General features: G+C 69.2%; 17 protein-coding genes. 7 read left to right on the forward strand and 10 right to left on the reverse strand.

The annotated features are described in order from the left end of the window. Positions 1-80 precede the first annotated feature (80 nt). The 3 genes from OG714_RS43730 (at position 81) to OG714_RS43740 (ending at position 3,221) form a co-directional block, all read left to right on the forward strand. The gene (locus OG714_RS43730; protein WP_019070528.1) at positions 81-254 is read left to right on the forward strand and encodes a hypothetical protein; all 174 of its coding nucleotides are present in this window, start codon (positions 81-83) and stop codon (positions 252-254) included. Positions 255-351: 97 nt separating this feature from the next. Then, positions 352-1,182 carry a glycoside hydrolase domain-containing protein gene (locus OG714_RS43735; RefSeq protein ID WP_406129537.1) on the forward strand — a complete coding sequence of 277 codons (831 nt, stop codon included), beginning with the start codon at positions 352-354 and terminating at the stop codon, positions 1,180-1,182. 1,292 nt (positions 1,183-2,474) lie between these two features. After that, positions 2,475-3,221 carry a DUF4118 domain-containing protein gene (locus tag OG714_RS43740; protein ID WP_406129538.1) on the forward strand — a complete coding sequence of 249 codons (747 nt, stop codon included), beginning with the start codon at positions 2,475-2,477 and terminating at the stop codon, positions 3,219-3,221. 11 nt (positions 3,222-3,232) lie between these two features. On the opposite strand, the gene OG714_RS43745 is transcribed toward OG714_RS43740, so the two are convergent. Continuing rightward, positions 3,233-3,643: a CBS domain-containing protein gene (locus OG714_RS43745; protein WP_406132149.1), complete on the reverse strand. Its 411-nt coding sequence runs from the start codon at positions 3,641-3,643 to the stop codon at positions 3,233-3,235. Between the two features lie 985 nt (positions 3,644-4,628). After that, positions 4,629-6,419 carry a hypothetical protein gene (locus OG714_RS43750; RefSeq protein ID WP_406129540.1) on the reverse strand — a complete coding sequence of 597 codons (1,791 nt, stop codon included), beginning with the start codon at positions 6,417-6,419 and terminating at the stop codon, positions 4,629-4,631. 839 nt (positions 6,420-7,258) lie between these two features. Here OG714_RS43750 and OG714_RS43755 point away from each other — a divergent pair. Beyond that, the gene (locus tag OG714_RS43755; protein WP_406129542.1) at positions 7,259-7,477 is read left to right on the forward strand and encodes a hypothetical protein; all 219 of its coding nucleotides are present in this window, start codon (positions 7,259-7,261) and stop codon (positions 7,475-7,477) included. A 177-nt stretch (positions 7,478-7,654) separates the two neighbouring features. On the opposite strand, the gene OG714_RS43760 is transcribed toward OG714_RS43755, so the two are convergent. After that, positions 7,655-7,891, reverse strand: coding sequence for a hypothetical protein (locus OG714_RS43760; RefSeq protein WP_406129544.1), 237 nt, complete (start codon positions 7,889-7,891; stop codon positions 7,655-7,657). A 338-nt stretch (positions 7,892-8,229) separates the two neighbouring features. Between OG714_RS43760 and OG714_RS43765 the strand changes: the two genes are divergently transcribed. Both OG714_RS43765 and OG714_RS43770 read left to right on the forward strand, forming a co-directional pair. Continuing rightward, entirely contained in the window at positions 8,230-9,810 is a 1,581-nt protein-coding gene (locus OG714_RS43765; RefSeq protein ID WP_406129545.1) for an AMP-binding protein, read from the forward strand. A 78-nt stretch (positions 9,811-9,888) separates the two neighbouring features. Then, the gene (locus OG714_RS43770) at positions 9,889-11,094 is read left to right on the forward strand and encodes an alpha/beta fold hydrolase (RefSeq protein WP_406129547.1); all 1,206 of its coding nucleotides are present in this window, start codon (positions 9,889-9,891) and stop codon (positions 11,092-11,094) included. 207 nt (positions 11,095-11,301) lie between these two features. On the opposite strand, the gene OG714_RS43775 is transcribed toward OG714_RS43770, so the two are convergent. The 3 genes from OG714_RS43775 to OG714_RS43785 form a co-directional block, all read right to left on the reverse strand. After that, positions 11,302-12,636: a Vps62-related protein gene (locus OG714_RS43775; RefSeq protein ID WP_406129549.1), complete on the reverse strand. Its 1,335-nt coding sequence runs from the start codon at positions 12,634-12,636 to the stop codon at positions 11,302-11,304. A 119-nt stretch (positions 12,637-12,755) separates the two neighbouring features. Continuing rightward, a complete protein-coding gene (locus OG714_RS43780; protein WP_406129551.1) occupies positions 12,756-13,220 on the reverse strand; it encodes a hypothetical protein in 465 nt (154 codons plus the stop codon). A 361-nt stretch (positions 13,221-13,581) separates the two neighbouring features. Then, a complete protein-coding gene (locus OG714_RS43785; RefSeq protein ID WP_406129553.1) occupies positions 13,582-14,814 on the reverse strand; it encodes an alpha/beta fold hydrolase in 1,233 nt (410 codons plus the stop codon). A 269-nt stretch (positions 14,815-15,083) separates the two neighbouring features. Here OG714_RS43785 and OG714_RS43790 point away from each other — a divergent pair, with 269 nt between their 5' ends. Further along, on the forward strand, positions 15,084-15,659 hold the full coding sequence (locus OG714_RS43790; protein WP_406129555.1) for a TerD family protein: 576 nt from the start codon (positions 15,084-15,086) through the stop codon (positions 15,657-15,659). A 356-nt stretch (positions 15,660-16,015) separates the two neighbouring features. On the opposite strand, the gene OG714_RS43795 is transcribed toward OG714_RS43790, so the two are convergent. From OG714_RS43795 to lgt, 4 genes are all read right to left on the reverse strand, one after another. Beyond that, positions 16,016-16,465 (reverse strand): GIY-YIG nuclease family protein, encoded by a 450-nt coding sequence (locus tag OG714_RS43795; RefSeq protein WP_406129556.1) that lies wholly within the window; start codon positions 16,463-16,465, stop codon positions 16,016-16,018. Positions 16,466-16,474: 9 nt separating this feature from the next. Further along, positions 16,475-16,729, reverse strand: a complete 255-nt coding sequence (locus OG714_RS43800; RefSeq protein WP_406129558.1) for a three-helix bundle dimerization domain-containing protein — start codon at positions 16,727-16,729, stop codon at positions 16,475-16,477. Positions 16,730-17,327: 598 nt separating this feature from the next. Further along, positions 17,328-18,149, reverse strand: coding sequence for a phosphatase PAP2 family protein (locus OG714_RS43805; RefSeq protein WP_406132150.1), 822 nt, complete (start codon positions 18,147-18,149; stop codon positions 17,328-17,330). Between the two features lie 5 nt (positions 18,150-18,154). Beyond that, positions 18,155-19,045, reverse strand: coding sequence for a prolipoprotein diacylglyceryl transferase (lgt, locus tag OG714_RS43810; protein ID WP_406129560.1), 891 nt, complete (start codon positions 19,043-19,045; stop codon positions 18,155-18,157). Positions 19,046-19,180 lie beyond the last annotated feature (135 nt).

Raw genomic sequence — 19,180 nt, forward strand, 5'->3', positions numbered from 1 at the left:
GGGGCCGCTCAGAAGCGGCCCGGGCAGCCGCCCTGACTTCCCGAACACCTCTCAACAGTGAAAACCAAGGAGCAATAAGCATGTCCCAGTCCCGCGTCGGCGTCCTGGTGATGTCGATCGGCGTCGCACTCACAGCGGCCGGAGCAGCGATGTACGTTCTTCCAGGCCCGGGCCTTCCTGTCCTGCTGCTGGGCCTCGCCGCTGTCGTCGCAGGAGCGGCCGTATGGTTCATCGGCCGCAACTCCGCAAGCTGAACGCTGATCGGCCGTCATAAAGCGCACCGATTTCCCTTTTCGGTATCCGCCCGGGCTGCAACATCCCTGGCCGATTGAATACTTGTGAGGTGGGGAAATGCCGAAGCATCGGCTGTCCAGAAAGAGCCGCTACATCGCCCTGGCGACGACCGGCATTGTCGTCGTGTCCGGCGCCGGGATCGCGGCGCAGACCTCGATGGCCGCCACAACGTGGCCCGCGCAGAGGACCTTCACCGGCCGGGCCTTCGACGCCTGCACGGCGCCCTCTCTCACCGCGATGAAGGCGTGGAAGAAGGACGCCTACTACAGCGGCGTCGCCGTCTACATCGGCGGCAAGAACCGGGGTTGCGCCCAGCCCAACCTCACCAAGTCCTGGGTGAAGTCGGTCGACACCCTCGGCTGGCGGATCATCCCCTTGTACGTCGGCGCACAGCCACCCTGCCAGAAGAGCCTCAACAAGGAGAGGTTCACCGCGACCACCGCCACCTCGGTAGGCGCTGCCAATGCCAACGACGCGGTAGCCAAGGCGTCGGCGCTCGGCATGAAGCCCGGCAGTCCGATCTACCTCAACATGGAGTCGCACGACATCGCCGACAAGGCATGCAACGACGCCACCCTCACCTACGTGCGGTCCTTCACCAAAACCCTGCGCGCCAAGACCTACCGCGCGGGCCTCTACGGCTTCAGCAGCTCCAGTGCCAAGGCGATCGCCACCGCCAAGAACCGCACGGACCTGCCCGGCAACCTCTGGTACGCCCTGTGGAACGGCCAGGAGACCACCACCAAGGACTGGCCCTGGGACCCGAAGCTGTACACCGACCACAGCCGGGGCCACCAGTACAAGGCCAACAGCAAGGAGACCCGCGGCGGCTACACCATCAACGTCGACCGCAATGCCTGGGACGCCCCGGTCGCGTTCATCGGCTGACTTGCGTGCCGCCGTGCAGCGCCGCCGGCCATGTGGACTCGACTGGCCCCGTCGCCCCTGGTGACGGTTTCGAGGTGACGCCTGGCGGGCCTTGGCCTCCAGTCCGACACATGACCGGCGCCGCACGTCCCCGCCGTTCGTCTGGGTTTAGCGCCCTGTGCTGGCCCTGTTGTCCGGCGCGGCTTGGTCATCGCAACAGCCCTCAGGGGGCTGGGCATTGGAACGCTCCTGGAACCCGAGCCGGGTGGTCGGGGCCGCGCCAAGGCGAGAAAGTCGCCTGCCCGCTTCGGCTGACTCATACACCACCGACGCCTCGCCCGCGACTACGAACGCCGTGAGGTGGGTGAAGCTGTGCTCGACGGGTGCCGGCACGGCCTCCAGCGCCGTGCTCGATACTTCTGGCCTCGCGTAAGGGACCAGTTCCGGGCAGCCCTGTGATCGCAGGTGTGACGTCCCGGCATCGGACTAGGTCAGCGACACAGCGGCCGTCAAGCAGCCTGCTCATACGGTGCCCTTCCTCTCCGGCGCCTCCGTCAGGTCAGTGCGCGGGCGGAACGGACGCCTCGACCTCGACGGTCTCCGTCTTACGGCCTTCTGCGTCCGTGCTGGCGGACCGCTTCTCCCCGGCCCGGGGACCGGCTAAGGGCGCCTGGGGCGCACCGGACTGCGCGATCTTGACCGCGTCTTGACCATGAGGGTCTTGCCGTCTGCGTCCTTGACCACCTTGCCGTCCGCCCCGATCAGCGGCAGCTCTTCGGGCATCTTGGACCGAACCTCGGCCTTCCCGACTTCATGGCTGTCGCTGCTCACCGGATCTGCCGCCTCTCTCATTTCAGGCCACCACGGGATGGCCCCCGTATGGGCAAGTATGGCTTTCGGTCATCCTGTTGAAGCCTCGTGCGGCATCTCGTGACTGGGTTGGCCTTGTCCACATCCTGTGGGCGGTGGGAGGTGGTCGGCAGGTCCCGCGGCGCTGATCGATGCAACTGGCGCCCGGGCGCTCATCGTCTGGGCGTCCATGCCGCGCGTGAAGAACGGCGGGATGCCGTGGTGGTACAGCCCCGGGGACCGGTGGGACCCGTGCAACGGCTTGAGCGCCCTGCTGGTGATCTTGAAGCACGTCCACCGTGGTGAGGGGGGCGTCAGGATTGCATCAAGAGCGTGTCTGTCCCAGTACCGGGGTGGGTGCGGCAGCGGGATTCCTGCCTTGTCGACCGTCTTGTCGCGTCGATCCCCGTACGGGCGGCCCCTTGGGCAAGGGGCTGCTCCTCGCTCCCGTGAGGTGGTGGACCATGCGGATGCCGCTGCGTGGCCGGATCGCCCTGGTGGCTGCCCTGCCTGCCCCGCTCGTCGTCGCGCTCGCCCTGGCACCGTTCCGTACGCACATGACGTCCGCGAACCTGGCCCTGATCCTCGTCGTGGTCGTCGTGGCGGTCGCGGCCCTGGGCAGCCGGGCCGCCGGGGTGCTGGCCGCGCTGTCGGCCGCGGCCTGGTTCGACTTCTTCCTCACCCGCCCCTACCAGCGGTTCACCATCTCGCACGGCGACGACATCACCACCACGCTGCTGCTGTTGGCAGTAGGCGTGGCCGTTTCCCAACTGGCCGCCCACGCCCGTACGTTGAAGCTGGTCACCGTCACCGACGCGGCTCTCCTGGCACGGATCCACGACACGGCGAGCCTGGTCCAGGCAGGGGCCTCGTATGCCGTGGTCGATCATGTGTCCCAGCAGCTCGTCGAGATCCTGGGACTGCGCAGCTGCCGTTTCGAGCTCGGGACGCTGCTCGGACGGCACCCTCGCCTGGAACAGGACGGCTCGGTGAGCGTCGGCCGGGCGTCCTGGAATCTGGAGAAGGACGGCTGGCCCGGCGAGGAGATCGAACTGCGGGCCTCGGTGGGCGGCCGGTACCTCGGCCGGTTCATGCTGGTGCCGGAACCCGGCGCGGCACTGCCGCCCCTGCAGACACGCCTGGTCGCCGTGAGCCTGGCCGATCACGCCGGTTCGGCGCTGGACACCGCGGGGCCGGTGCTCGACCGCTGACCCGACAGGTTTCAGGCGCCCGGCGTGCAGTTCAACGTGCCGGTCTTCCCCAGGAGTTCGTGCAACAGGTGGCAGGCGGTGATGACGCCGAGGAGGTGCGTGCCGTCCTTGGTCTTCTCCGCGACCGCCACCAGGACACTGCGCACCTGCGCCATCGGCGCGGCGACCTCCGGGGCGGTGTCGTCCGGGTCGGCGATCGGCGGCGGGGCCGCCGTCTTGGAGAGACAGTCGCCGACGCGGCAGCCGGCCGGCGCCTGGCACAGCCGGTCGGCGTGCTGCTCGTCGACCACCGCGCCGAGCGTGGGGTCCTCGATGACGTAGGCGGGAACCGGCACTTTGATCATCTGGGAGGCCGGCAGGATGGCCTTCGGCTCCCCGCACGTGTCGAGGACGAGCAGCCCGGGCAGCTTGTGCTCGGCCATCAGCCGGGCCGTGTCCAGGCCATTGCTGTCGACGCTCACCGACTCGTCGTCTGCCTCACAACGCCCCTGCGCCCAGCGTCGTGCGCATCGCGGCCGGCCTGTACGTGCGGTGGACGCGGGCCGGCCGCCCCACCAGCATCGAAGACGTCGAGGCGCGCGCCGAGGCGGAGTGACGGCGTGATGCGTACGGCACCGCGGCCGGTAGCCTGCAGCCTGCTGGGGAACGGGTAGGCGTCACGGGCGAGGTGGTCGAAACGCTGCTGCGCCGCGCCGCCTTGTTGTCCCAGTTCCTGCGGATCGGGTATGTACGTGACCCGCAGGAGCAGGAGACGTGGCCGCCCCCGGGCCTCTCCGGTTGTCCGCGAAGGCGGCGTACGCTCCTGATCCGTATGTGATCAGTGCCGGCGCTCGGAGCGGGCCGTCGGCTGTCGGCCGGGGGCGGACAACCTCAAGCAATGCTGACCAGGTCGGGAGCCCGGGGCTCGCGCAACATCTGGCGCGACCGCTTCGATGTGTCCTTGGGCCCCGCCGAACTCACCCACGTGTGACGGCTGTTCTCGGCGTCGCTGGTCCCCGGCCCGCCCCTTTCACGGCGCGCCCTCGTAAGGCCGTTGCGAAGATGCCCGGGTTGACCTGCGGACGAAGCATGACCGGCTATCGATGAATCGCGCGGATGCCGGGAACCCCGATCCGCGGCTGGGCCTGTGCCTTCTCACACGAAGAGCGAGGCTGCCGTGGTGAGGGCCACGAGGAGAATCAGAACGGGGCCGAGCGGCAGGCCGTGGTCGCGTGGCTTTAACGCTCTGAGGCGGCCCCGCTTCTCCGGCTTGCGCTGGCTCCGACCAGAACGGACAGGCCCAGTTCCAGTCCGAAGCGGCCCCACCACTCGCCAGGTCCGACGGCGCACAGTGGGGCCAGGTCGGGCCGGAGTCGAACGCGCTCGTGGGTCCACGGCGGGCCGATTCTGGTGGGGCCGACTGCGCCGTTAAAGCCAGTCGCGCGGTGAGCTGCGGCCGGTGGGGCGCAGGTCCGGGTGGAGGCGCAGCGCGGTGACCTCCTCGACCATGCGGACGTACGACGGACGCAGCCGCAGGCGTCGCTCGAGTCGCGGCTCGCCCAGGCCCGTCAGGTGCCAGGCGCTGCCGTCCGACCGGCGTATCTCCACGCTGCCCTCATCGGTGTACTGGGCTGCCGCCAGCCGTTCCCAGGGGACGTGCCGTACCGTCCAGGCCCCGGCCAGCCACAGGCCGGTTCTGTCCGCGGTGACGCGCCAGTTGAGGAGGACGGCCACCAGGTTGATCCACATGAGCAGCCCGAGCAGGGGCAGGATCTCCCAGCCGAAGCCGTCGGTCATAAGGGAATGCGTGAAGTAGGCGATGCCGGCTGCCACGCCTGCGGTGAGTGCCACTCCCGCGGAGCGGGCCACGGAGCCGGGTCCCCAGCGCAGCAGGTGGCTGGTGGGTGTCAGCGTGGCGGCGATCCGGTCCGTCTGGGCCCGGTGGCGTGACTCCGTGGTGTCGGAGAGGGCTGTCGTGAGGGTATGGGGCGCCGGCAGTGGGCCCTTGCTGGTTCGGGGGAGTCGGACCGGGCTGGCGGTACGGGTCACGATCGGGTGCCCGTCCCGGTCTGTCGTGACAAGGGCCAGTTCACCGCCCTCGTGCAGAGCGCCGAGTATGACCGCTTCGTGCAAGCGCGTGTCGACGACAGTGAGTTCCGCCTCCTCGTCGTCGTATTCGGTGCGGCTCGCGGGCTGGGCACCGTCCGGGAGAGCCGCTGTGAGCAGGCAGCTGAAGAGCGGGGCGCCTGAGCTGTCGTCGGCCGCGTAGACCCAGGTCCGACCTTCGTGATCGGTGCGTTCCAGCACGCGCAGGGCCGGCACCGGTGCGCGACGCAGCGCCGCGGCACGGCGGCGGGCGAGGACGCCCGCGGTGAGCAGGGACAGTCCCGGCAGTCCCGCGGCCAGGACCAGCAGTTGCCAGCCGAAGGCGTCGTACGGCTCGGCCACCAGGCGCTGCCACGAGCCGTCCTCCAGCACGGTCACTGTGCTGCCGACGCCGTAGTCCTCTGGGTAGAACGCGGCAACGGTGATGTGCCGTGCATCGTCGGTGCGCAGCCGTACCGACTCCTCGTCCTGGCTGATCACTTTCGCTGTGATGCGTACGGACCGGACCACGTGCTGCTCGTCCGCGCCGATCCCTCTCAGCCCCATGAGGACCGCACCGGCGGCCACAGCGCACAAGAGCAGCGCGGCGGCGATCGGGAGCTTTCCTCGCGCGAGCGGGCCGACGGGCCCTGGCAGCGGGTGCCGCACTCCAGCTGCCCGCTCCGTGAGCCGACGCTGCCTGGAGCGGGCGGCCAGTCGCTCGCGGGCCGCGGCCCAGCCCAAGGCGAGAGCCCCGATCACAGCGACGTTCGCGGCCAAGGACATCGAGTCGGCGCCCGGCAGCTCTCCCCATGCCACGATGGCCGCCAAGGCGGGCGCGGCGATCAGCGTGAGCTCCGGCAGCCGGGCGAGCCAGTACAAAAGGCCCACGGCCAGGCCCATCTGCACCATCCCGCCCCAGTCCGGCCCACACGGCACCGCATCACTGCACGGCGGTTCCGGCTCCACCGCGATGGCCCACACGACGGTGACCAGCAGCGCCAGCACGGACCACATCGGCCGCGCCCAGGGTGCGGGCCGGGTCCGCAGCCACTGGATGGCGTCAGCGGACGACCAGGCGGCCGTACCCGCAGGAACGGATCCCGACGCTATCGGGACGGGAGCTTCAGACACACGAGGATTATGCGGCACAGGCCACCCACGCCGACGGCCTGGGCGTGCACCATCCACCATGCTGACCAGGCCAGGACATTCGATCGCTGCGGCCTGCGCGCCGTCACCGCCCCCGCCAGCCCGCGGTTGTGGCCCGAGATCGGCAGCCGCCTCACCCGCCAGGAAGAGGTAGCAGGCCCAGCGGGCGGCGTCCGCCTCCACCGTCGCGGATTTCGGCTCCGTCCCGGCCTGTGCACACGCTGTGGGCGGCAGGAGGAAGTGGAGCGAACATCGGCCTGCGGCGGCGGGCCTGTTTCGCATCCGCCGGACCGAAAGAGTGGCGACTTGGGCGGCCGTCGCCTCCCTGAGGCAGCAGTTGGCGGACATGGGGTCTGAACGGCTGAGGCAGCGGCCGGGACTGTGCTGGTGGCCGTGGTGGCGCGTAGGGTGACGGCAGCTCACCTCGCCGCTCGGGGGTGGGTGGTGTGCCGGGAAGCCTGGTCGGCGACGTGTCAGTCCGCGTTCGAAAGGCTTGCTGTGCCGCTCATGCTCCCTCCACGCTCTCGTGCGGTCGTCCGGCTGCGGGGCAAGTTGACCGCCGGGGATGCTCGTCGTGTCCGGAGGCAACTCCTGAGAGCCGGGCCCCGGCGTCGTGGAAGTAGACCCCGGCAAGGTCACCTCTATGGCCCCCGAGACCTGCGCGCTGCTGCCGGTCCCTGCAGCCGGTCCCGTGTGCGGTTCGTCATCGCTCGGGCTTCGCCCCGCAGCGTGCGCGTTCTCCGGGAGCTGGGCGTGCACCGTCTGATGGACACACTGCTTCGTTCCGATTCGTAGCCTCGCCATGAGATAGGAGTTCGGCCATGTCACTCCGAAACGGACCCTCCTCCACACCTTCCCCCACGCCGCAGGAGTTGGTGATCCAGGAGGTCCTCGCCTGCTTCGATGTCTATGCTCGCGTCCGTGGGGCGCGTGACAGTGTCCTGGCCGCCTCCCGCGCCGACGCGCGGGAGGAAGAACGCGCCTTCAATGAACTGCGGCAGGCCATCACACGGCTCCGCGCCATCTCCGGGCCCGGGTGACACCAGACGGGGTTCAGGCTGTCGGCCCCTTCAGCCATCGCCGGCGTCTGGGGCTTGGCAGGGGTGAGGCGGTCAGGACTCGGTACTGGTCTGGAGGGTGGTGTCGTGGGAAGTGACCCCGCCGAGGCCCGTCAGGCTGCGTGTGCCCGCCGCTTCGGCAGTCGGTCTTCGTCCAGTTCAGTGTGCTGCGAGGCGGTTGTACCCGTAGTAGACGCCGAGTTGGCTTCCGCCTGCCTGGTTCTCGGCTGAGTCGGTCATCTCGGCGGAGAAGTCGTCCGCCGGCGCGGTTGCGTCGTAGGCGTGGCGTGCGGCGCCTTCATAGGTGGTGGCGAAGGGGAATTCGTCGCAGTCGAGGCTGGCTGTGCCGTAGTTGGGGATGCAGCCGCCGGTGCTTTTGATGGCGCGATCCGGCAAGACGGTCGCCCTCAGCCCGTCCTCAGAGAAGCCTCAGGGTTCCGCCAAGGAGAACCCGGTGGCAGGAACCATGATCGAGCTGTCCAACCTTGACTGACCGAACCGCCAGGTGACGCCGATCCATGTCGACTGACACCGCTGCGCAGGGGTTCGACCGGCCCGCTTCCTGGTCGGGTCCGACCAGGCGGGCACCAGCTCATGCCTGCCTTGTCAGGCACGCGTACTGCGCCCTGTATGCCCCGGCCCGGGAGGGCCGTTCGAATACAAGCCCGTCGTCGCCCACCGCGCGGACAACTGGCGGTTCCGGCCAATGCCACAGACCGAGAAACGGAGTTCCTGTGATCCACAAGAGCAAGTACCCGGATGTCCCCGACATCGACCGTCCCCTCCATGAACGCGTGCTCGGCGATGCTGCGCGGCGTGGCTCGCGGCCCGCCATGGTGGACGTGGCCAGCGGACGGACACTGACCTACGGCGAGTTGGCAGGGCTGGTCCGCAAGCTCGCGGCGGGTCTTGCCGCCGAAGGCATCGGCAAGGGGGATGTGGTCGCGCTGCACTCGCCGAACACGATCCTTTTCCCCGTGGTCCTTTACGCCGCCACCACCGCGGGCGGGACGGTGACCACGCTGTCGCCGTTGGCCACGCCGGCCGAGATCGCGAAACAACTGATCGACTCCGAGGCACGGCTGATGGTGAGCGTGTCGGTGCTGATCGAGACCGCGCGGGCGGCGGTCGGGGTGGTCAGGCGCATGACCGGCCGGGACATCGAGATCCTGGTCTGTGACAGTGCCGACGGTCACCGGCCGGTGCTGGGGCTGCTCAACGACGGCGAGGTGCCGGCGTTCGAGACTGATCCGGCCGTGGACGTCGCCGTGCTGCCCTATTCGAGTGGTACGACGGGTGTGCCCAAGGGAGTCATGCTGACCCACCGCAACCTGTGCACCAACCTCGATCAGGTGGACGCCCTGCATCGGGTCGGCGAGGGCGACCGGATCATCGCGATCCTGCCCTTCTTCCACATCTTCGGGCTGACCGCGCTGCTCAACAACGCACTGCTGCGCGGTGCGACCGTGTATGTGCACGCGCGGTTCGATCTCGACGTGTTCCTGAGCAGCCTGGAGCGCGACCGCATCACTCACGCGTACGTCGCCCCGCCGGTGATGCTGGCGCTGGCCAAGCACCCCGCGGTCGGACATCTGGACCTGTCACATCTGCGGCGGATCATCTGTGCCGCGGCGCCGCTGGACGCCGGGGTGCAGGCGGCAGCGGCCGCCCGGCTGGGCGTGGAGATCGGGCAGGGGTACGGCATGACGGAACTGTCCCCCGTCTCTCACCTCCATGCCGACGGCGATGTCGATGAGCCCGCCGCCTGTGTCGGTCGCCTGCTCCCGTCGACCGAGGCGCGGCTGGTCGACCCGGTCACCGGGCTGGACGTGGCGGCGGGCGAACCGGGTGAGGTGTGGATCCGGGGGCCGCAGGTGATGAAGGGCTACTTCGGCCGCCCGGAGGCCACCGACGCGACGGTGGACGCGGAGGGCTGGCTGCACACCGGTGACATCGGGCGGGTCGATGAGGACGGGAACTGGTTCATCGTCGACCGGGTCAAGGAACTCATCAAGTACAAGGGCTACCAGGTGGCGCCGGCCGAGCTGGAAGCGATTCTGGTGCAGCATTCCGGCATCGCGGATGCGGCCGTGATCGGCGTTTACGACGAGGAGGGCAACGAGATGCCCAAGGCGTTCGTGGTGCCGATGACGGGGGTGCCGATATCCGCCGCCGAGGTGATGGCCCACGTCGCGGGTCAGGTCGCCCCGTACAAGAGGATCCGCCGGGTCGAGTTCATCGAGGCGGTGCCGAAGGCGGCCTCCGGAAAGATCCTGCGGCGCCAGCTGAGGGACCGGGAGCCGGCGCGCTCCTGAGACGCAGGCCGTACCCGTCGGCCCGGCCCAGAGGGCTCACAACTCCCGCAATATGAAGGGATGTTGTAAAGTTTTCGTGTGGGCGGCGCGGTTTATCGGTTCGGGCAGTACGCGTTGGACGCGGACCGCCGTCGGCTCAGCCGCGGTGGACAGGTGGTCGATGTCGAGCCCCGGGCCTTCGAATTGCTGTGCCTCCTGGTCGAGCACCGCGACGGTGTCGTGTCTGAGGACGAACTGCGCGAGAGGATGGGGCGCGGACGCACGGTCAGTGAGGCCGAGCTCGCCGCCTGGCTGCGCACGGCTCGCCTCGCGATCGGTGACAGCGACACCGGGCAACAGCTCATTCGTACCGTGAGCCCGCACAGCCATCGGTTCGTCGCGAGTACGACAGTGCTCTCCAGTACGCCGCTTTCTCCTCCCGGCGCCGCACCCGTTACGGAGGCCGATCACGAGGTCATTCGCTTCTGCCGGTCGGTCGACGGCACCCGCATCGCCTACGCCCTCACCGGCGAAGGCCCGCCCCTGGTGAAGACCGCCAACTGGCTGACCCACCTCGACCTCGACCGGACCAACCCGATGTGGGCCCACTGGTTCGACGGCCTCACCCGTGGCCGTCAACTCGTCCGCTACGACGAGCGGGGCTGCGGGCTCTCCGAGTGGACGGTGCCCAGCTTCACCCTCGACGACCTGGTCGACGACCTCGATTCCGTGGTCGAGGCCGTTGGCCTGGACCGCTTCCCGCTGCTCGGCGTGTCACAGGGCGGTGCGGTGGCGGTCGCCTATGCCGCGCGCCGTCCCGAGCGGGTCAGCCATCTGATCCTCACCTCGGCCTACGCCCGGGGGCTGCAGATCCGCGCGGGCAGTGACGACGAGCGCGATGCCGCCGAGGTCGACCTCAACATCGCCCGCGCCGGATGGCGATCCCAGGACAGCAGCTTCCTGCGCTACGTCGCGGCCCAGTTCCTCGCCGACGCCACTCCCGCGGAATGGGACGCGTTCGCCGCCTACCAACGGCAGACGACCTCGTCCGCCAACGGTCTGCGCTTCCTGGAGGAGTTCGCCCGCATCGACGTTTCGGGCATCGCCCACCAGGTGACCTGCCCCACGCTGATCATCCACTCCCGTGACGACGCGCGCGTCCCCGTGACACAGGCTCTGGAGCTGGCCACGCTCATCCCCGACAGCCGGCTGATCCTGCTCGAAAGCCGCAACCACCTGTTCACCGCGGACGACCCCGCATGGCCCACCTTCCTCACCCACCTCTACAACTTCCTCTCCGAGTAGCCCGGCAGACGGAATGCCTGCGCTGACGAGAGGGCCCCGCGCGGCGCGTTGCACGGCCGTATCGGCGACTGCGTGCGGATGCCGGTCGCGCTCCGGTGGGTGTGGCGGTCGTACAGTCCGTGGCCGTGCCGGGAAGAGATGAGCGACGGGCGAGGGCCCACCGGCACAGCGTCGGCCGGTGGGCCCCTGTTGCCCGCCAGGTGACGGTTACTGCTGGATCTCGGTGACGTCGGATTCGGTCAGGATCTTGGGGTCGATCCCCATGTCCTGTGCGGCCTTGATCTCCTCGTCCGAGAACTTGCGGGCGACGACGATCTTGGTGGCGTCGAGGTGCGGGAAGGTGCGGCCCACGTAGCTGCCGGAGTTCAGCTTCAGGTTGGCGCTGGTGACCAGGGTGCCGTCGCCCCGGATCGGGACCAGCAGATGAGTGTCGGTCCACAGCGCGCCGGCATGGTCGGCGGGCACGGCGTACGACACGCTCACCGCCTTGTTCTCGAAGGTGGACACGCTGTAGCGCGAGGTGTACCCGAGTTCGAGGGACGCGCTCACCGTGGCTTCCGCGTAGGAGCTGGCCCCCATGCCGAAGGGCTTGGCCGACGCCTCCACGCCCGCGGTGACGCTGACGGAGATCCCGACGTTCTGCGAGAACTCCTGCCCCCTCTCCTCCGAGACGCCTTGCTGGATCTCCTCGAGGATTGTCCCGCTGCCCGAGCCTCGGTAGTCCACGTGGCGGACGAGATCGTACTGACGCTTGCGCTGGATCTTGTAGAAGGGTGAGTTGGCCACCTTCCACGCCTCGGTGCGCCCCTCGTCCTTGACCATGTGGTACGGCACGGTCACGGTCCGGTCGGTGACGATCGCCTGGGCCGGGGGCGGGTTGTAGGACGTCAGGGTCATCTCCGGGGCGTAGCCGGTCTTGTCGACGGCGGCCGGCAGGTCCAGCACCCAGGTCACGGCCGTCGGCGCGTGCGGCGTGTCGGGTCCGCAGCTGAAGGTGGCGGCCGGCAGGAGCAGATGCTCCTCGGTGTCGTCCGCCGGGAACAGCGGGGTCGTGACGGCCCAGAGGGCCTCCCCTGATCCATTTACCCGAAGCGGGAGCCGGCCGAGTTCGCCGCGGCGTACGTAGGCGCGTCCTTCGTGCACCTGCTTGACGCACACGAGGCCCAACTCAGAGACGCGGGGCTTGACAGCCCCAGCGCTCGTGTGCATGGTCACCACGTCTCCCAGGGCGACGTAGCCGGCGGGCGGGACGGGGCGCCAGATGTCGGCGTCGCGGGACGTCCAGGGGTCAAAACGGCCCACCTTCTGGAAGTCCACGGGCGGCCGGAGCAGGTCCTGGCCGGAGGAGAGGTCCTTGACCAGGAGCCCTCCGAACTCGCCGCCCGGCCACGTCGTCGAAGATGCATTGTTCGCGAAGACGGCGCCAAGGGCGCGCCATTGCTCGTCCCCCGCGGGGACTCCGGCCGGGAAGTACGGGTACGGGTTCGCGTGCCACTGCGTGGTGTAGGCGACCTCCAGGTCGCCGTATCGCTGAGTGATCATGTGTCTGGGTTCCCCCTGTGGTGTTCCGAAATGGCGTCCGTGAAGGCGTCGAACGGCTTCACGGACGCCCGTGGTCTTGCCGGGCCGGCACCGCGCCGGCCTGTGCGAACGGTGTGCGACTAGCCGATGACGATGTCGCAGTCGGCCCTGCCGTGGTCGGCGATGTCGGCGAAGTCCGCCTGGATGTTCGGGTCGTACGCCGCCGAGCTGATGGTGCGGGTCTTCTTGCCGGGCACGGCCTTGTCTCCGGTGGCGTGCGTGACGGTCGCCGCGTCCCACGTCAGATCACAGGTCCAGTGGAATGTGCGGACGAGGAGGTGCGAGTTGTGCCCGCTTCCGGTGATCGACCAGTTGCCGTCCGCGTTGACCACGAAGGAGACGCTTCCGCTGACGTCCCGGCTGCTGTCACTCGTGGCGAACGTGACCGACTGGCCGTCCGCCGAGACGACCTTGGTCGTGTCGTTGGCCTGCGCGGGCACCGTTCCCAGCAGCAGGGCACCCAGCCCCGCCCCCGAGGCGATCAGCAGCGCCAGCCCCCGTCGAGTCCGAATGGTGCCGGACGTCCTGGTGTTGTCGAGTCGCATCGACTGTCCCTTTTCTCTCGTGTTTCGCTCTTCGATGAAGGCCAGGCAGGGGTGCGATGTTCATCAAGAGCCCCTCGGCCTGGCGTAGTTCGAGCTTCGGCCCTGCATCGGTCCGGAGCTTGGGGGCGGTCTGAGGCTTCTCTGAGGGGGAGCTGAGGGTGCGCGTCCTCAGGTTGCGTGGCGAGCTGCTGAAGGGCGTTCCGAACGGGGCCTTCACGACGTGCGGGGAGGGGGAGAGCAGCAGGGGACGGCCCCGGTGCCCGAGCATCAGAGCGGTGAGGTGGCGGTCACCGATCTCGTCGGTCGCTACCGCGGGCAGCCGATTGCGCGGTCCGGCTCCGGCCGGCCACCCGCTTCGAGGTCACTCCGCCAGGAAGGCGTCGATGTGGGCGAGGAACTCGTCCCAGGCCGGTTCGAACGCGGTCAGCAGGTGACTACGGCTCTTGAGCACGACCAGCCGGCTGTCCGGAATGAGCGCGGCCAGTTCACCGGCCTGCGAGACAGGCACCCGCTCGTCGTCCCGCGAGTGGATGATCAACGTCGGGCACTGCACCCGGTGGGCGATGTCGGACACATCGATTCGGGCGAACTCCTCCAGGAAACGCACCCCGTTGGCGGGCGACGTCGTCTGCCGCTGGAAGGTGATGAACTCCTCCCACTCCTGCGGCGTGCCCTCGGGCAGGAACTGGGAGGCGAAGACCCGCAGGAACTTGGCGTCCTGGTGGAGCCACCCGACCCGGGCCAGATCCAGATCGAGAGCCGCCTCGTCGCGCTCCGCCCCGTTCTGGGCCCGGACCTGCCGTCCCCGGGCGTAGGCGCCGGCGAGGATCAACCGGCTGACCCGCTCGGGATGGCGTACGGCGTAGGCCACTGCCACCGCACCGCCCTGCGACACACCGAGCAAGGGGAAACGGTCGAGCCCCACGGCATCGACCACGGTTTCGAGATCGTCGACCCAGTCGTCGAACGTGAAGTCGGGCACCGTCCAGTCCGACAGGCCGCACCCCCGCTCGTCGTACCGGACCAGTCGGCGGCTGCGCGCGAGACCGCGCAGCCAGTGCGACCACACCGGCGTCGTCCACTCCAGGTCGAGGTGGCTCATCCAGTTGGCCGCCTTGAGCAAAGGCGGGCCCGACCCGACGGAGGCATAGGCGATCCGGGTGCCGTCGCCTGCCCGGCAGAACCGGATCGTCTGACGGTCGGCGCCGATGGGGGCAGGTGCCGGTGGCGGCTGGTCACTGTGCTCTTGACCGGATTCGGCCGAAGGGCCGCCTCCGACGGCCTCCGCCGGGGCCACGAACTGGTATCCCCGCCGGTGCACAGTGCGGATCACCTGCTGCAGGCTTCCGGTGTCCCCCACGGCCAGCCGAGCGGTCCGCAGCGCCGTGGTCAGGGCAGCCTCGCTGACGAACCGGTCACCCCACACCTCGTCCAGCAACTCGTTCTTGGTCACCACCCGGTCCCGGTGCGCGACCAGACGGCACAGAAGGTCCAGGGCCCGGGGCTCGACGTGAACCGACTCACCGGCTCGGCGGAGCTGATGCCGAGCCAGGTCCAGCTCGTATTCCCCGAAGCGATACTTGTCCCCCTCCACCTTTGCAGCGTACAACCCTCCTCCGTGGAGGTACACACACGCGAGCGCGCCATGACCGGACAAAAGATCAACTGCCTTGGTCGGTCGGCATATTGACCAGGGGGCAGCAACCTGCCGACCGGCTCGAAGAGGTGGTCCCGCGTGCCGCCATTGCTGCCGGCTCGGTCCGGAGGTCATCAAGGAAGCATCAAGTGGCAGGTCACAGGCCATACTTGACGAGGAGGGGCCAACCGGCCGTGGGATGGTTCGATGCGGGAAGGTGGCGTCCGGTGAGCAGCGCGGGCAAGGCACTGGGGAAGGCCGAGGTGCGACTCAAATGGGACCCGAGCCCCCTGGGGGAACCGCCTCGGCATCTCGACATCATCGCCGCGACCTACTCCGCGGACGACCTCTACGGGCGGCCGGTCTATGTCGTCCACTACGACAGCCGGTCACCCGACGGCACCATCAACATGTCCCGGCACAGCCGGACCGGGCTGGGCCTGGGATACGTCGAGGCCATGAGTCTGGAGTTCGACCGGCTGGCATCCGCCTACGGCCGGGTCGTGGTGGGGGTGGCCATCCATCAGGACCGCGGGCGCCGGACATTCGGCGACATCGCCAATGCCGGCGTACTGGTCGTCGAGGGATACAGGGAACTACTGGCAGACGACTTCGCCCGGGTCGCCGACTCGACCGCCACGACGGTCGCGGAGTTCACGAGGGACGGCTCCGGTGCCTGGGAGTTCCACGACATGATCCAGGGCTTCGACAGCGACCCGTCGGTCTTCACCTTGGAAATGGGCGGCGCCGAGCCGTCCAGACCGGACGACACTCCGGGCACGCGTCCGGCCGGGACGATGTGAGCCCGCGCGCGAGACGCGCGGCCTTGTCGCTCGGTATGTGGTGGGCGCTGCTCACCTCGGTCCTCTGGCTCCTGGGCAAGGCACTCGCAGAACCCGCCTCGCCGGGCCGGTGCGCGGCTTCGGCGGTCTTCCTCGTCGCTCTCGGGGAGGCCGGCGACTGGCTGCGTCGACGGTGGCGCTCCCGCCGGTTCCGATGACCCGGTGCGGTGGCCCGGCCTGCCCTTCGCGGCGGAATCCGGGCCGGCCTAGGTCGGCACGTGGAACGTCTCCGTGCGAGGCCCGGCGCTGGTGAAGTAGGCGGCCCGCGCCCGCTTGACGCATTCTCGGGTGGGTACAGTGCTCTGCGCCGTCGAGATTCAGGGGCGGGCGGAGCCGGGAGATGAGCCTTGTCTCAGGGGAACGGGATCGGGGTGCTCGCACCAGGTGAGGCGGAGGCGTTGGCGCATGCAGCCGGTAAGGCGTTGCTCGGCCCCGGGGATCAGGACGACACGGTCGGTCCACGTGGTGCAGTACTCCTCCACCGGCATCAGCAACCCGGCCGGTGCGCGACGCAGGGTGGACCGGCCTGAGTCTCTGATGTGGTTGGGGACGATGCGGGTCCGCAGCCGCTTGGCCTTGCCGAGCCAGAGGAGGCGCTGCCCGGGAGAGCTCTCATTCGCCGGCCCGCCGACGGTGGCCACCGCCTCTGGCGCGGCCCACCAGGCGTACAGGCCCGCGGTGATGGGCAGGGCTGCGACTGCGGCGCGCAGGTCATGTGGCTTGGCGTGCGGGTCGGCCGCCGCCTGCAGCACGGTTGCGTCGAGCATGGGCGCACCCTAGACGTGGCGGAGCCGATCCGTCACAGGTTCGGTCGCTGTCGACGTCCGGCCGGAGTCCTTGCTCAGGATGCGGCGCGCCCGGCGTTCCACGAGGACGGGGACGTAGGTCCGGATGGGAAAACCCTTGAAGAAGGAGCGGGCGATGTCGACGGCGATTTCGATCTCACTGGGCGTGCGGTTGTCGCTGTACGAGGTCTTGAGGTGGTCGGTGACGCGGTCGATGGCGACGTCCTCGTCGGGTTCGATCAGCATGACTCCCCTTGATGTCGGGGCTCGGTGAATTCCAGGGTGGGGCCCGCGACAGCGCCGTTGGACATTCCTCGGCGGGCCGGTTGCCCGCGTTGGCGGCACTGCCGCCGGGCACCAATATGGGACGGTAGCAGAATAGTTCGGTAGCCGATGTAATGCCGGGGTCATGTGCACGCAAATGACTCGCTCAGGACGGGAGTCGTTGCTCTGCCGAGCTCGCATGGGAGCGGGCCCGCCCGGAGGCCGTACGGTCACGGCCGAATGCCTGACGGCTCGAGGTCGGCACGGTGTGCTTCGGGGTGTCCATGGGGCAGCCATCCCCGGGAGCCTCGTCCGGTACAGGCGGCGGCCTGGTCAACTTGGCGCGAGGTCTGGGTACGGCGCTGCACCTCGGCGGCGGGACCTCGGCAGTCGCCGTCGGCTCGGCCTTCCCGGGGGCCGCATGGACCGGTTGCCGGGCGGGTGCGTACCCGGTGAGCTGGTATGCGGCCGCCGGGGCGCCCGACCCGTCAACGGTCGGTACGGGAGTCGTGGTCACCGCCGTGACCGCGACCGGGGCGGTTTTACTGCAGGCGTGCTGGCTGTCGGCAGTGGCGCCGCGTCAGGGCCGGCTGGGCGTCAGGGTGTTCCGCCGTAGTGGTGGGTAGGCCGGGCGGCCGGTGAGCAGCCGTTGGATGAGGAAGCCGAGTGCGAGGGTGGCGGCCCCGGCTGCCGCGTCGGTGACGAAGTGGTTGGCGGTGGCCAGGATGACGGTGAAGGTCGCCACCGGGTAGCAGGCGCCCAGTATGCGCACCCAGGTGCGGCGGGCGAGGAAGGCCAGGGTCAGGCCGGCCCAGGCGGACCACACGATGTGTACCGAGGGCATCGCGGCGTACTGGTTGGACAGCGACGCCACGTCGCCGGAAGCCCAGGAGCCCCAGGTGTGGTGGACGACGACCGTGTCGATGAACCCCTGCCCGGCCAGGAGGCGGGGCGGTGCGGTGGCACAGGAGGCGAAGCCGATCAGGGCCAGCAGGGTGGCTGTGTAGAGCGCTGTACGCACGGAGCGGTAGCGGCCGGGGTGCCGAACGTACAGCCACACCAGCACACCGATGGTCACGCTGAAGTGCAGGGTGGCGTAGTAGTAGTTCATCCCCACGATCAGCCAGCCGACCCCGTCGGCGACGTGGTTGACCGTGAGTTCGATGTCTACGTGCATTTGCTGCTCGGCGTGCAGGATGGCGTGGGCGCGGTGCAGGGCGGCGGTGCGGTGGGCGGGGACGGCATTGCGGGTGAGGGTGTAGGCCCAGTAGAGCAGCGCGGTACAGACCAGCTCCGTCCATAGGCGGGACCGGTCCAGAGGGCGCAGTCTCGCGGGCAGCAGCGGACCGACATGCCACTGGGCAGGGGTTTCGCCAGCGGCGGCGGGTGTGGCCTCGGACATCGTGGTCACACCCGTTCCCGGCCGGACGGGCCATCCATGATCGATGTCAGTGCGTTCTTCCGATCCTCGCCGGGCGGGTGGGGGACGTCGTCACCGCTGCGGGACCGGCGAGTGGTGAACAGATAAAGGAGCGAGCCGGTGAACAGCAGTAGGGAGACGTAGTCGTTCAGGCGCAGGCCCAGGAAGTGGTTGGCATGGTCGATGCGCAGGGCCTCGATCCAGGCCCGGCCCGTGGTGTAGGCGAGGACGTAGCAGGCGAACAGGCGTCCGCGGCGCAGGCGTTGGTGGTGCCGGGCGTCGAGCAGGAGCAGCAGCGCCATGACGGCGAGGTCCCACAGGGACTCGTACAGGAACGTCGGGTGGTACAGGGCGACGGTGGGGCTGTCGGCGGGGCGGTTGGCCGGGTCGATGTACAGCGCCCACGGCAGGTGCGTGGGGCGGCCGTACAGTTCCTGATTGAAGTAGTTGCCCCAGCGGCCGATCGCCTGCGCCAGCACCAGCCCTGGTGCGACGGCATCGGCGAAGTCGGGCAGCCGGATGCCGCGGCGGCGGCATCCGAGCCAGGCACCCACCGCCCCGAGGGCCACCGCGCCGGGAATGCCCAGGCCGCCGTCCCAGATGAACAGAGCGTGCAGAGGCTGCTTCCCGGCAGCGAAATACAACTCGGGGTCGGTGATCACGTGGTACAGACGGCCGCCGAGGATCCCGAAGGGCACCGCCCAGATCGCGATGTCGGCGATGTCCTCGCGGCGGCCTCCGCGGGCTTCCCAGCGGCGGCCGGTCAGCCATACGGCGGTGAAGATACCGGCCAGGATGCACAGCGCATACGCGCGGACCGGGATCAGCCCCAGGTGCCACACGCCTTGGGAAGGGCTGGGCAGGTAGGCGAGGTTCATGGGCTCGACCGTTCTCGCGTGCGTGGGCAACCGGCCGCCGGGCCGGGGAAGGATCTGGCTGAGAATACATCGGACACCGAAGTAATTGACGGGCGGGCATCCCGCCGGAGGAACAGGTGTACGCGGCTGTCCCGG

It is taken from the genome of Streptomyces sp. NBC_00989, from assembly GCF_045162655.1.
Classification (GTDB): Bacteria; Actinomycetota; Actinomycetes; order Streptomycetales; family Streptomycetaceae; genus Streptomyces.